Here is a 13399-nt window from a genome sequence, read left to right on the forward strand (position 1 = left end):
CCCTACCGACACAAACGACGAACAGCCACCTCCGGGGTGACGGTGGAGGTGGCTGCTGCGTGACTGTGTGACGGACCTACAGAATCTCGGTTCCGACCGTGAAGCGATCCATGACGTCTTCGCGCGGAGTCACACCGAAGCCCGGTCCCTGCGGCACGGCGATGTGGCCGTCCTCGATGACAAAAGGTTCGGTGATGTCTTCCTTGTAGAAGCGATCGGACGCCGAGATGTCGCCGGGCAGCGTGAATCCGTCCAGCGCCGCGAGGGCTGCGTTGGCGGCGCGGCCGATTCCGGTCTCGAGCATTCCGCCGCACCACACCGCAATACCGTGTGCCGAGGCGAGATCGTGGATGCGCTTGGCTTCCAGATATCCACCGACACGGCTCGGCTTGATGTTGATGACCGAAGCGGCGCCGAGCGTGATGGCATCCGCCGCATCCTTGGCCGACTCGACCGACTCGTCGAGGCAGATCGGAGTGGAGAGGGACTGGGCAAGTTTGGCGTGCTGCACCAAATCGTCCTCGGCCAGCGGCTGTTCGATGAGGAGCAGTGCGAATTCGTCCAGGCGGCGCAGCAACTGCGCGTCGACGAGGGTGTACGCGGCATTTGCGTCGACCTGCAGAGGAACGTCGTAGCCGAACTCCTTGCGCACCGCAGCCACGGGAGCGATGTCCCAGCCCGGCTTGATCTTCAGCTTGATTCGCACGTACCCCTGCGACAGATAGTTGCCGACGGTCTCGAGCAGCTGAGGGATGCTGTCCTGGATGCCGACGGACACTCCCGAGGGAACTCGCGTGCGAGTGGCACCGAGGTACCGAGCGAAAGACTGTCCGCGAGCGCGCAATTCAGCATCGAGAATTGCCATTTCGATAGCCGACTTGGACATCTGGTGACCCACGATGTGGTGAAGTACGCTGCCGACCGTCTCGGCCGAGAGCGGCTGATCCGACTGCGACTTACGTAGCGTCGGAACGAGATACTCGCGAAGCATCGCCCGCGCACCAGCGGTGTACTCCGAGTTGTAGTACGGATCGCTCAGCGAACCGCACTCGCCCCAGCCGACAGTCTCCACCGGACCGTTGGGGCCGTCGGTGGTGCCGCTCACCTTCAGGACGAGGGTGTTGCGCTCGAGCTGGGTGCTGAATGACGTGGTGAAGGGGGAGACGAGAGGGATGCGCAGTTCGCGCAATTCGACGGACTCAATGTGCATGGACTTGCTCTTCTCCGGTTGTCTCGCAGATTTTCGTGAACGTGTAATAGCCGCTGGGGTCGAAGCCGGTCGATTGCCATTCCTTCGAGGCGATCAGTGGTTCGAGGTACTCGCGAAGCGCGTGTCGCCAGGCAAAGGCAGAGGCGCGGTCGACTGTTCTCAGATGCTCGATGTCTCTGGGTATTCCGACTGCGATATCGACGCAGTCGGGTGGGATCGGGAGCATTCGAGGCGTACCGTCTTCGGTGGGTTGAAGCACCTTGAATGTATCATTCACGGCCACAGTAGAACTCGGAGATCCATCGACGTCGAGGTCCCAACTGACGAGCATACGATCGCTGGCGTCGCCTGCGTTTATACCGTCTGCCATCGACCCGTAGAAATCCGGGTTGTATTCGGCCGGTTCGGCTCCGAGACGCTGAATGTTGAAATAGGCATTTCGTGCGACCAGTGGATCGAAGGTCCACCGGATCGTCCTGACGCCGCGCTCGATGCACCAGTCTCGCTGATGATGCTTGAGGGCGCGGCCGATTCCCTTGCCTGCGTGTCCCGGTAGTACTCCGGCGATGTGTGAGTGCAGAACCTCGCCGAGAGGCTCGACGAAGAATCCGACGCAACCACCGATCATTTCGCCTTCGGAAAAGGCTCCCACCACGTAGTGACCACCGTGGTGAAGCGCAACCAACATCGCAGTGCCGAAATGAGCCGGTCCGGGACTGGTAGCCCAGATCTCGTCGAAAACGGCGGATAGATCGGCTATTTCGCGGGTATCGACCAGTTCTCGAAACTCAACCGCTTTGCTTTTCGACACGAGGGCCCCCTTCAGACGTGATCGAACGAATAAGGCCCGCAACCAGCGCCGTCCTCGGAGCGATTGCGGACACGAGCGCATGCTCGGTCTCGGCGTGTGCACCGCCGCCGACGCCACCGAGGCCGTCGAGGGTGGGGATACCGATACCGGCAGTGAAGTTTCCGTCCGAGGCTCCGCCTACGGCGAGGCCGACGGGAGGAGTCAGATCATGCTCGAGCGCAACGCGTTCCGCCAACGCCAGCAACGGTGCGGACATCGTCGCTTCGAGAGGTGGACGGTTGACACCACCCGAGACCGTGACTACGGCTTCGGGGTGGATTGCCTGCAGGGCTCGGATATTCGCATCGACGCGCTCCTGCTCGGCAGCGCTGGTCGCGCGCACGTCCACGTCGACGAAGGCTTCTGCCGGAACGGTGTTGGTTGTGGTTCCGGCTGAAATGACAGTCGGGGTGACGGTGGTTGCCTGCGCCGGCGAGGACAAGTCGTTGATCGCGATCACGAGACGAGCCAGTTCTACTGCAGCGTTGATGCCTTTTTCCGGCTCCAGCCCGGCGTGGGCGGCGCGACCGGCAACATGGATCCGATACAGCGACACTCCCTTGCGGACAGTCTTCAGTTCGCCACCGTCACCGCCGGCCTCGAGAACCAGTACCGCGCCTGCCGCAAGTTCCTCGATGAGGGACCGCGACGTGGGTGAACCGATTTCTTCGTCACCGGTCACGAGGAGTGTGATTCCGTCGAGTGCATCGTCGCCGTGCAGCTCCCGGACGATAGCGAGGGCGTGGATTGCCTGAACGACACCAAGTTTCATGTCGAGTCCGCCCGGACCTCGGAGCGCTCCGTCGGTGACGGCTGCGGGCAGGCGTGTCAGGGTGCCGATCGGCCACACGGTGTCATGATGACCGAGCAGCATCAGCCGCGTCGGTGAGCTGCCGAAACGGGTCACCAGATGGGTACGGCCTTCCGTCACTATCGACTCCGGTGTCACGCCGAGTCGTTCGTGGACAAGGTCTGACGTCCACTTCGCGCTGCGGGCAACAGCTTCGAGATCGTGCGACGGCGACTCGACTTCGATGAGCGCGATGGCGTCCTCGAGGATCTGAGGAAGTTGGCGCTCGGCCAGATCGCGGAGAATGGTCATCGGTTGTTCACTCGCGGATACGCGCGGCTTCCGACGTGTAGCAATTGTGTACTCCCGTTGTCGGAGAAAGTGATCCGGATCCAACCCGCTGATTGAGGTAGTTGGGTCGCGAATACTCCAGGGTGAACTTCGATCAGGCTGAGAGAGACGGACTCTGCGCTTTCGGCGGTGACCGAAGGGTCGATGTGATCGGTGCGGCGGGCGGTCAGGGAACCGCCGGTCCTTTCCAAGACGAAATCGGCTGCGGCATCGCGGTACAGGCCGCACAGCGCATCGAGTACTTCAGGTGAGGACGTGACGCGGGTGTGGGGGTCACCAGGCGAGAATGCCGGTGTCACACTGACGCCGCCTATCGAACCGATTACTTCAGCCAGAAGATCGCCGGAGAGAGCGTCCATTGCTCCACCGTTGGACATCAGGACCACGGCTAGACCGCACGACGGCACCACTCGCAAGAACGACTGCTGGCCGAGAGTTCCGCCATTGTGGCCATGAGCCAGTACACCGCCCCAATTGTGCAGCAGCCACGTGGTTCCCATGATGTCCGCTGACGACACGTCACCGATCTGGCGGCGCTCCTCGAGCATCGCCAGATGAGTGGAACGCCGAAGGAGAACCGGGTCCTCGCGCATCGAGTCCTGAGCGAACAGGAGTAGATCTTCGGCCGTGCTGTTGATGAGGCCGGCGGGGCCCATCGAGCGGGGGATGAGGAACTGTGGTGTCTGCTCGAGATTGTCGGCGCCGCCGACGTGCCCGACTGCGGCACCGCCGACGTGCCCGACTGCAGCGCGGTGCAGTGCCGTCTCCTCAGGCAGGGTCGTGGTTTTGGTCAGGCCGAGCGGTTCGATGATCCGCTCGCGCAGAACCGCGTCCCAACTCTTACCTCGGAGAACCTCGATGATTCGTCCGGCGATCACGAAGCCGGTGTTGCAGTACGACCAATCGGTGCCGGGGGCGAAGAGCTGCACCGTTGATTTCAGTGATGCGACGTATCGCTCGACGCAGTCGTCGCCGCGCCCGCCGTCGATGAAAACGTCACCGTCGATGCCACTGGTGTGAGTCAACAGGTGGCGAGTCGTGACCGTTTCGGTGGCTACCGCGTCGGCAACTGCGAAGTCCGGCAGGATGTTCCGGACAGGTGAGTCGAGATCCAGCAATCCTTCTTCGGCGAGCTGCATGATCAGGGTGGCCGTCCAGACCTTGCTGATCGAACCCATCTGGAACAACGTGTCGGGCGTAGCCGCGACGCCGGTGCGGGTACTGACGACACCGGACGTGACCACGGTGCGGGAGTATCCGCTGCGGGTTGTGGTCAGAATTCCCAGTGAGGCGCCGGGTACCCCGTACTTCGCACTCAGGGTGTCGAGTCGGTACTGCCAGTAGTCGGAATCGACCGTGGTCAGTGCGGGCTTGGGGGAGAGGTGCCGTTCGATCCAGTCGACGAGACGAGTGCTGTACTCCAGTCGGTGGGACGGCCGACCCGTCAACACGAAGGCATGTGACGCGTCCGGGAAAACCACCAACTCGGTCGGGGTGCCGGCCAAACGCAGTCCACCGAACCACTGTTCGGCCTGGTTGACCGGGCAACGGACGTCGCTGCCGCCGTGAAGGATCAGCGTCGGTGCCGTCACCTGGGAGACTCGCCCCAGCGGCGAAAGTTCCCGTACCCGAGATGACTGCGGGTCGAATTCGACCGTCTGCAGCAAGATGCCCTCGTCCGAGGGGCCGGCTGTGTTCGCGATGTCGCAAACGAGACCGCCAGCGACTGCGACGGCAAACCGATCGGTGACGGACGTCAGGGCGCACGTCATGAATCCGCCGTAGCTGTAGCCCGTGAGCACCAGTTGCTTCGGATCGGCCATCCCTTCGGCGACAAGGGTTTCGACTGGTTCGAGCAGGTCGGCGCGATCCGCCTCACCCCAACCGTCACGCACACCGTCGAAGAACTCGTTGCCGTAGCCGTCGCTTCCCCGCGGATTGATCATCAAGACCGTGTATCCGAGCGCGACCAGTTCCGCGTGGTACGCGTGCATCGGGGTGGGTGTACCGGTCCAGGCATTGTGTGGTCCGCCGTGGACGTCCAGAACCAGCGGACCGACGCCCGTGACGTTCGGGTCGCGCAGGATCCAACCCTGAACACGGGTGCCGTCGCTGATGTCGAACCAACGCTCGGAGGCGACTGGAAACGCGACGGAAGTTGTCAGTTCCGTGTTCAATTCGGTGACCGTTTCGACTGCACGAGTCTCGAGGTCGATGACGGCGACCTCGCCGAAGGATGTCGCCGTTGCCAGCGCGACGACGGCTCGCCCGGACGTCAGGGCAAGGCCTGAGACCACTGTCTGCTCGCCGGTGAGAAGTGGTGAGACGGAGCCTGATCCGAAATCGACCTTGTGCAGTTCGGTGGAGCCGTGGTTGCGGATGCAGAAGACGATGTCGCCGTCGGCGGTGAAACTCGGTGCGCCACCGGGATAACCGGTTCCGCCCGGCATGACGTTTCGGTCGAGTCCGGACGTCAGGCTGCGGTCTTCCACTCGCTGGTCGCGGTGCAGGACAAGAAGTTCGTTGTTGTGAATGATCGGCGTGTGCCAACCGACGGCTACGACCGCGTCGCCGGCAGGTGTCCATGCAAGTGGTCCTGCGATGCCGCGTGCGTGCCCCAACATCCGCGGAGCGGAGGCGAGATCAGTCAGCGATACGGTCCAGGCGGAACTCGCCCGCGTCAGATCGGCGTCGCCGTCCATCGCCGCGGTGAAAGCCAGTTCGGTGCCGTCGGGACTGTACGCGGGATGCGAAGCGTCCCAATCGCCGTCCGTCAGCTGCCGTAGTGAGCCGGCGGCCAGATCGAACTCGAACAAGTGCGCCCGAACGCTGCCCCGGACACCGGATCCGTCGACCTTGTAGTTGAGGCGCTTCGCCACCAAGAGGCATGACGATCCGGCGGCAGTGCGGTCGACGGGGGCGCTGAAGGCGATTCGAGCGCCGTCGGGAGAGAACACCGGTGCCCCCGCGCCGAGCGGGAGCTGCGCCGTGGTGGTCAGCTGTGTTGCCGGGCCCCCGGTGGCGTCGACCTTCCACAGTTGTGGTGTGCCCGAGGAATCCGGCCGAACGAAGACCAACAGCGTCGAAACGGGATGCCAAGCCGGCGAGGTGTCGGCAGGTCCCGCGGTGAGCTGTAGTTGCGGGGAAGCCAACCAGATCGAGTGCTCGTTGGTATCCGCAGCCGGATTCGCTTCGGTACGTACGTATGCAATGCGTCCCGACGCCGATACGGCGATGCTGGTCGGTGTAACCACGGACGCGTAATCCTGGATTCTCGCCGAACGACGTTCTTCGGCACGGGCTACGGCAGCGGGGGAGTCGAGAGTGGTCGGCGTTGTCATTGGAACATCGGCTCCCCGAATGTCGGGATCGCGGACAACAGCTTTGCCGTGTACGGCTCCTTCGGCGAATCGATCACGTCGAGAACCGGCCCGTGCTCGACGATCTCGCCGCCGAGCATGACTGCGACGTGGTCACAGACGTAGCGGATCACCGCCAGGTTGTGACTGACGAACAGAACCGTCAGACCCAGCTGCTTCTGCAGATCCACCAACAGATTCAGAACCGCGCCCTGCACGGACACGTCCAGAGCGGAGGTGATTTCGTCGGCAAGCAGAACTGCCGGTGCGGCTGCCAAAGCCCGCGCGAGGGCAACGCGTTGGCGCTGACCACCCGACAACGACGATGGGTATTCGTGCGCCTTCTCCACCGGCAGTTGGACGGTGGTGAGGAGTCGAGCGACCTCGGCGGCGCGGTCGCCGCGGCTGCGCCGAGCTTTGTCACGACGCTCGGTGGACCGCAGCGCCTCGGCGAGTGACTGGCCGATGGTCATTCGCGGGTCGAGGCACGAGTACGGATCTTGGAATACCATCTGGATCCGGTGGCGCAGACGAGCCGTCGCGCCGCGGGCGTGAGCGACGTCCACACCGTCGAGAAGGATCTGGCCGGAACTGGGCTCGGCCAGGCCGACAGTTGCTCGCGCCAGTGTCGACTTTCCGGAACCCGATTCACCGACGAGACCGACCACCGATCCGGAGGGGATGTCGAGATTGATGTTCTTGACGGCGTGGAATTTTTTCGAACCGCTACCGAGGTGGACGTTGACGTCACGGAATTCGAGTCTGCTCATCGGATCTCCTCTGCAACAGCCAACAGTTCTTCCAACTCGATGTCGGCGGTGCTCTCCTCGGCGTCGAGGCTCTCCACCTGCCAGGCTTCGTCGACGGTGGCAAGCGGCTTGTCGCGATCGGTGCTCATGGTGGGGACCGCGGCGATCAGCGCGCGGGTGTACGGATGCTTTGCACGGCCGGCAATCAGATCGTCGACTGCGATGTCTTCGACGATTTCGCCGGCAAACATGACGAGGACACGGGTGCACATGCCGGTGATGACGGCCATGTCGTGCGAGATGAGAAGGATTGCGGCGCCGGTTTCTTCGCGAACCTCGTGGAGCAGCCCGAGGACCTCACGCTGAACGGTCACGTCGAGCGCAGTGGTGGGTTCGTCCGCGATGATCAGAGCGGGCTTACCCATCAGACCCATGGCGATCATCGCGCGCTGACGCATACCGCCGGAGAACTCGTGGGGGTACTGCTTCGCACGCCTGGGCGCGTCGGGGATCTTGACGGCGTTCAGTCGCTCGACTGCCGCCTTCTTCGCGTCGGCCTTGCTCATACCTTCGTGGAGCCAACCGATCTCGGCGACCTGGTATCCGACCTTGAGAGACGGATTCATGGACGACATCGGATCCTGGAACACCATCGCCATACGTGTGCCGAGTTGGCGGGCAACCTTGCGCGAAGCCGCGTCGTCCGGCCGCTTGCCGTCCTTCATCAGCACGGTGCCGTCGAACTCGATGAGCCCGGCGTCGACCACGGTGGGGTGGTCGGTCAGCTGCGCGATTGCCATGCAACTCAGTGACTTTCCGGACCCGGATTCACCGACGATGCCCACGGTTTCGCCGCGGTGAACTGTAAAACTGATGTTGTCGACGGGGCGACGCCAGTCGTCACCCGCGGGGACTGCGACGGACATGTTGCGGACGGTCAGTACCGCGTCTTCGTCGGTGGGCGCCGAATCGGCCTGGGCAGTTTTCCGGTTGATCGGCTTCCACTTCGGCAGGCGACTGCTGATCGGGCTGCGAACTCCCGCGCCGCGAGCAATGGCCTCGCCGAGCAGCGTGAAGGTCAAGCCGGCGAGCACGACGGCGATGCCGGGGGCGAGTGCGGTGGCCGGGTTGACGAAGATCTTCGACAGACCTTCGTTGAGCATCCGGCCCCAGTCGAATGCAGGCGGCTGAATGCCCAAGCCGAGGAACGAGAGTCCGGCGAAGACCACCAGGCCGCTGCCGACAGCGATGCTGGCATTGACGATGAGTGGTTCACGGATATTGGGGAGAATGTGGCGGAACAGCAGCCCGGGCTTGGTAACCCCGAGGATGCGTGCTGCGTCGATGAAGTCGCGTCCGTTGACCGACGAAGCCAGTGCGTACGTCAACCTCGCGAACGGCGAGGCCAGGGCGAGACCGATGGCGATCACCGCGCTGCCAGCACCCTGTCCGAGAACGACCAACAGGAAGATCGCGAGGAGCAGTCCGGGGAATGCGATGGCGAAGTTGAGGAATGCCACGACCATTCGTCCGACCCAGCGGGGAGCGAGTGTCGGGAGCGTACCGAGTATCAGGCCAATTGTGACACCGAGTGCGACGGCTCCGAGAGCCATGAGCACCGACAGTCTCGCGGCGGTCATCGTGCGGGCGAAGACGTCACGCCCGCCGGCGTCGGTGCCGAAGATGTGCTCGGAACTCGGTCCCTGAGACAGTGCCTTCGGGTTGGCTGCGACAGCGGCGTCACCCCAGATCATCGGTCCGAAGATGACGAGGGCGATGAGAGCGGTCAGGAAGGTGAGGGCCAGGATTCCCAATGGGGTGCGGAACGTTCCGACGATCCAGTGTCGTCGCGGGGGCGTCTTGGGGGCCGCAGTGGGGGCCGTAGGTGAGGTGCTCAACTCAGTTCTCCCGAATTGTGGATCGTGGGTCGATGAGAGCGAGCACCACGTCGACGATGAAATTGATGAGAAGGACGATGGCGCCGTAGATCACGACCAGTGTCTGGGCGAGCGGGTAGTCCTTCTCGGTGATGGACTTGACCAGCGCCATGCCCATGCCGGGCCAGGCGAAGATGCTCTCGATGAGCACGGTGCCGGCAATCAGACCACCCAGGAGGAGTCCGGCGAGCGTCAGCGTCGACGTCATGAGGTTGGGCATTGCATGACGGAAGTAGATTCGTGCCACGGGCATTCGCTTGGCGCGCGCCGTACGGATGTAGTCCATGTCCAACACGCCGAGCGCCTCTGCACGGACGATGCGCGACATCGAGGCGATGGCACCGATCGACATGGCCGCGACCGGGAGGATGTAGCTTTCCGGTCCACCACGGCCGGCGACGGGCAGAACAGGGAACGTGACGGCAAAGAGGTAGACCAGCGCCGTACCGAACATGAACTCGGGGATCACGGCGATGGTGCCCGACGTTGCGGTGTAACCGATCTCGACTCCGCGTCGTCGACCGTTGCGGGTCAGTGCAGCGAAGATGAGGCCGATCGGAATGCCCACTAGCAGCACCGTGACGACTGTGAGTACAGCCAGTTCGAGCGTTGCCGGGAGGCGGGACGCGATCACCTCGAAGACCGGAGTCCTCAAGGTGATCGAGTCACCGGGATTCCCGCTCAGCAACCCGCCGACGAATCGGAAGTACTGCTGCCACAAGGGAAGGTCGTAACCGAGCTGAGACCTCGTTGTCTCGACCAGTTCGACCGGTGCGTTCATTCCCAGAGCCAACCGAACCGGGTCTCCCGGAATCAGTTGGAGCATGAGGAACGCCGCAGTCACCAGCGCCCAGAGTGAAATCACGAAGGTGCCGAAACGACGCAGAAGATATGCGGGCCAGCTGTCGGACTCGAGCCACTTTGCTCGAGCCTGAGGCGCCGCTTCTGGTTTCGCGGCTTCAATAGTTTGACTCATGGGCTGTCTTTCCGGAGGGCGGGAACAGATGCAGGGCGGGAAGAGATGCTGAGCGGGAGAACGACTTACTGGTAGAGACGCAACGCAGAACCGGTGAGCGTCTTACCGAATGAGAGTCCGGCCTTGTTGAAGTACACGTTCATGACGGAGTCTGCGAAGGGCACGGCCGCGATCGTCTTGGTGAGCTCCGACTCGGCGTCGGCCCAGGCGTCACAAGCGTCGCTACCGGTCAGACCGGAAGCCTTGGTGGCTGCTGCTTCGTAGGCGGGGTTGCTGACCGATCCGAAGTTCTTGCCTGCTGCGGGAACCGGCCCGGCAAAGTACGCAGTGAAGGTGCTGGGCAGCGAGGAGTTGACCTGGACCCAGGCGATGTCCCAGGCAGAGTTGTCCTTGCCGCTCAGAATGACGTCGATGATCTTGTTCGAGTCGCCCCCGGTCACCTCGACGTTTGCGCCGAGTTCGGACCACGCCGACTGAGCAAGTTCGGCCGCCGCGTTGCGCGGATCGTCGGTGCCGTCGTACACGAGGCGGAGATTGAGCGGCTTGCCGTCCTTGCTTCGCTTGCCGTCAGCGCCGGCGGTCCAACCAGCGCCGTCCAGTGTTGCCTTGGCGGCAGTGAGGTCGAAGTCCGGAATGTTGCCTGCGACAGAGTCGTAAACGCAGGCGCGCGGTTCGACGGCGACGAGGCTGGTTGCCCGGACCCCGTGTCCGGCGGTGATGACCTGAGTGAGGTCGTCGAGATCGACCGCTTGGATCAGGGCCTTGCGCACTGCGGGATCGCTGGTGGGATTACTCGCGATCTGGTTGAAGTACATCTGGCCTGCCGGCAGAGGCCGACCGACGGAGTCCAGATTGGCTGCCGCGACGCGGTCCTTGTCCGGACCGGCGATCGGAGCTGCGTTGAGTTCACCCGAGAGCAGCTGATTTGCGGCGGTGCTCACGTTCGGCGACATGGCGGCGACGACCGTCTTGGGGACGCCCGGGGTGTCGGAGGTCGTGCCGTCGGGGCCCCAGTTGTAGCCCTCGCGACGCTGGAACGTGTAGTGGTCGTTGGCGGCAACTTCGGTGACTTCGAACATGCCGGTGCCGAGCGACTTCTTGTTCGACGCTGTCGGATCTTTCAATCCGGCCTCGCACAGGATCGGCAGGCGACCGACGTTGAGAAGAAGGAACGGGCTCGGCGCCGGAGTGGTCACCGTGACACTGCGCGTTGCCGGATCAGCAGTCGCAGTGGCGCCGGTCGGTACGGAGGACCCGCGCAACTGAGAACCGTTGTCCGGGTTGGCCACGAAGTTGATGTTGTCCGCGACGGTCTGCGGTGTCAGCGTCGATCCGTCGGTACAGGTCACCCCGTCACGGATGGTGAAGGACGCCGAGGTCGGGGTCTCCTCCCACTTCTCCGCCAACCACGGTCCGACTTCACTGGTATCGGGATCCTGGTAGATCAGGTAGTCGTACGCCAAACGCGACAACTCGGCGGTCGCCGAGGCGGCCGACATGATCGGGTTGAGTGCACCCGGATCGGCCTGCAGGGCGAAACGGAAGGTCCCGTCGGTGGCCGGTTCACCGCCACTGGCGCCCGAGGACGTGCCTCCCGAGCCACAAGCAGACAACACAAGCGTGAGCCCTGCGGCTGCCGCAAGTGTTGGATAGAAGCGGTGTTTCATGGTGCCTCCGTGATGGAGCAGGGGCCCGAGCGAAAAACGTGAGGGCGCGGTTGAGTGTTGACTGCTAAATCTTGGCGCATGACGTGACGCGCATCTCTGTCGATCCTCACGAAAATCGGGTCGATTTTCGTCCGCTCCCACGAAAACCGTCAGGATCAGTGAATACCTGTCCGTATACCGACAGCGACCGGCGAAACACGACGATTTCCCCGGTCGCTACCGGCGGTCTACTGGTACAGGCGCAGGGCCGAACCGGTGAAATTACGGCCGAATGCGAGACCCGCATTGTTGAAGTAGAGAGTCGTGATCTTGTCGGCAAAAGGTACCGCGGAGTTTGCTTTGATGATCTCTGATTCGGCGTCTGCCCAAGCGGCACAAGCATCCTCGCCGGTCAGTCCCGAAGCCTTGGCGACGGCTGCGTCGTAGGCCGGGTTGGAGATCGACGAGAAATTGAGTCCCGCAGCTGGCACCGGACCGGAGAGGAAGGGTACGAGCATGCTGGGCAGCGCGACGTTGATCGGCTCCCACGCAACATCCCACGCGGTGTTGTCCTTGCCGCTGAGTGCTACATCGAGGATCTTGTTCGAGTCTCCGCTGGTGAGTTCGACAGTTGCGCCCAGATTGTTCCAAGCGTTGAGTGCGACGTCGGCGGCAGCATCGGTCGAGTCACCGAACGTTTCGTAGACCATCCGAAGTCGGAGCGGTGTGCCGTCCTTGCTGCGCTTACCGTCGGCACCGATTTTCCAGCCCGCTGATTCGAGAGTTTCTGCGGCTGCGCTGGGATCGAAGGCCGGCAGGTTTCCGGCGACAGAGTCGTAGATGCAGGCCCTCGGTTCGATGGACACCATCGTGGTAGACCGGGTTCCGCGGCCGGCGGTGAAGATCTCGGCGAGGTCGTCGAGATTGAGCGCCTGGACAAGGGCTTTGCGCACGGCCGGATCGCTGGTCGGATTACCCGGGCTGTGATTGAAGAACATCTCGCCTGCCGGAGCCGGCTGCTTGACCGTGTTCAGGTTCGCGGCATTCAATCGGTCCTGATCGGCGCCGGAGACGGCGGCGGCATTCAGATCACCGGACAACAGCTGATTCGCAGACGTACTCGTATTGGTCACGATGGACGCGACGACATTCTTGGGCACTCCGGCAGTGTCGGAGGTGGTGTCGTCAGGTCCCCAGTTGTATCCGTCGCGCCGAACGTAGGAGTAATGATCGTTGGCGACTGCCTCGGTCATCTGGAACATGCCCGATCCGAAGGTCGTCTTGTTTGCCGCCGTCGGATCCTTCAACCCTGCCTCGCACATGATCGGAATCCGCGCCAGATTGAGGAGCAGGAAGGGCGAGGGCTCCGGAGTCGTAACAGTCACTGTCCGTGTTGCCAGGTCGGCGTTGGCAGTTGCAGTTGCCGGTGCGTACACCCCGCGGAGAGCGGATTTGTTTGCGGCGTTCGTGATGAAGTTGACGGTGTCTGCGACAGTCTGAGCAGTCAGGGCGGATCCGTCGGTACAGGTGA

General features: G+C 63.1%; 9 protein-coding genes. All 9 read right to left on the reverse strand.

Features of this window, described 5'->3' with window-relative positions; translation table 11 throughout:
• Nucleotides 1-76: 76 nt before the first annotated feature.
• The gene (gene menC, locus RWT78_RS08730; protein WP_054827073.1) at nucleotides 77-1210 is read right to left on the reverse strand and encodes an o-succinylbenzoate synthase; all 1134 of its coding nucleotides are present in this window, start codon (nucleotides 1208-1210) and stop codon (nucleotides 77-79) included.
• A complete protein-coding gene (locus RWT78_RS08735) occupies nucleotides 1200-2021 on the reverse strand; it encodes a GNAT family N-acetyltransferase (RefSeq protein WP_314675359.1) in 822 nt (273 codons plus the stop codon). The genes menC and RWT78_RS08735 overlap by 11 nt, the downstream gene beginning before the upstream one ends.
• Complete coding sequence (locus RWT78_RS08740; RefSeq protein WP_050656426.1) at nucleotides 1999-3162, reverse strand: M20/M25/M40 family metallo-hydrolase; 1164 nt, start codon at nucleotides 3160-3162, stop codon at nucleotides 1999-2001. Before RWT78_RS08740 ends, RWT78_RS08735 begins: the two co-directional genes overlap by 23 nt.
• The gene (locus tag RWT78_RS08745) at nucleotides 3159-6542 is read right to left on the reverse strand and encodes a serine hydrolase (RefSeq protein WP_314675362.1); all 3384 of its coding nucleotides are present in this window, start codon (nucleotides 6540-6542) and stop codon (nucleotides 3159-3161) included. The genes RWT78_RS08740 and RWT78_RS08745 overlap by 4 nt, the downstream gene beginning before the upstream one ends.
• Nucleotides 6539-7330, reverse strand: coding sequence for an ABC transporter ATP-binding protein (locus tag RWT78_RS08750; protein WP_003940215.1), 792 nt, complete (start codon nucleotides 7328-7330; stop codon nucleotides 6539-6541). Before RWT78_RS08750 ends, RWT78_RS08745 begins: the two co-directional genes overlap by 4 nt.
• Nucleotides 7327-9207, reverse strand: a complete 1881-nt coding sequence (locus tag RWT78_RS08755; RefSeq protein WP_225320135.1) for a dipeptide/oligopeptide/nickel ABC transporter permease/ATP-binding protein — start codon at nucleotides 9205-9207, stop codon at nucleotides 7327-7329. Before RWT78_RS08755 ends, RWT78_RS08750 begins: the two co-directional genes overlap by 4 nt.
• A gap of 1 nt (nucleotide 9208) precedes the next feature.
• Nucleotides 9209-10222 carry an ABC transporter permease gene (locus tag RWT78_RS08760; protein ID WP_003940249.1) on the reverse strand — a complete coding sequence of 338 codons (1014 nt, stop codon included), beginning with the start codon at nucleotides 10220-10222 and terminating at the stop codon, nucleotides 9209-9211.
• Between the two features lie 65 nt (nucleotides 10223-10287).
• Nucleotides 10288-11889, reverse strand: coding sequence for an ABC transporter substrate-binding protein (locus tag RWT78_RS08765; protein ID WP_314675365.1), 1602 nt, complete (start codon nucleotides 11887-11889; stop codon nucleotides 10288-10290).
• 227 nt (nucleotides 11890-12116) lie between these two features.
• Nucleotides 12117-13399: ABC transporter substrate-binding protein (locus tag RWT78_RS08770; protein ID WP_314675367.1), on the reverse strand; the 1283-nt coding region annotated here is incomplete at its 5' end.

The sequence above is a fragment of the uncultured Rhodococcus sp. genome, from assembly GCF_963525155.1.
GTDB lineage: Bacteria > Actinomycetota > Actinomycetes > Mycobacteriales > Mycobacteriaceae > Rhodococcus_F > Rhodococcus_F qingshengii.

What these genes read in the sequence shown, in the direction of transcription:
- menC (WP_054827073.1), bottom strand. Translation starts at nt 1,210, where the DNA reads ATGCACATTGAGTCCGTCGAATTGCGCGAACTGCGCATCCCTCTCGTC.
- RWT78_RS08740 (WP_050656426.1), bottom strand. Translation starts at nt 3,162, where the DNA reads ATGACCATTCTCCGCGATCTGGCCGAGCGCCAACTTCCTCAGATCCTC.
- RWT78_RS08745 (WP_314675362.1), bottom strand. Translation starts at nt 6,542, where the DNA reads ATGACAACGCCGACCACTCTCGACTCCCCCGCTGCCGTAGCCCGTGCC.
- RWT78_RS08750 (WP_003940215.1), bottom strand. Translation starts at nt 7,330, where the DNA reads ATGAGCAGACTCGAATTCCGTGACGTCAACGTCCACCTCGGTAGCGGT.
- RWT78_RS08760 (WP_003940249.1), bottom strand. Translation starts at nt 10,222, where the DNA reads ATGAGTCAAACTATTGAAGCCGCGAAACCAGAAGCGGCGCCTCAGGCT.
- RWT78_RS08765 (WP_314675365.1), bottom strand. Translation starts at nt 11,889, where the DNA reads ATGAAACACCGCTTCTATCCAACACTTGCGGCAGCCGCAGGGCTCACG.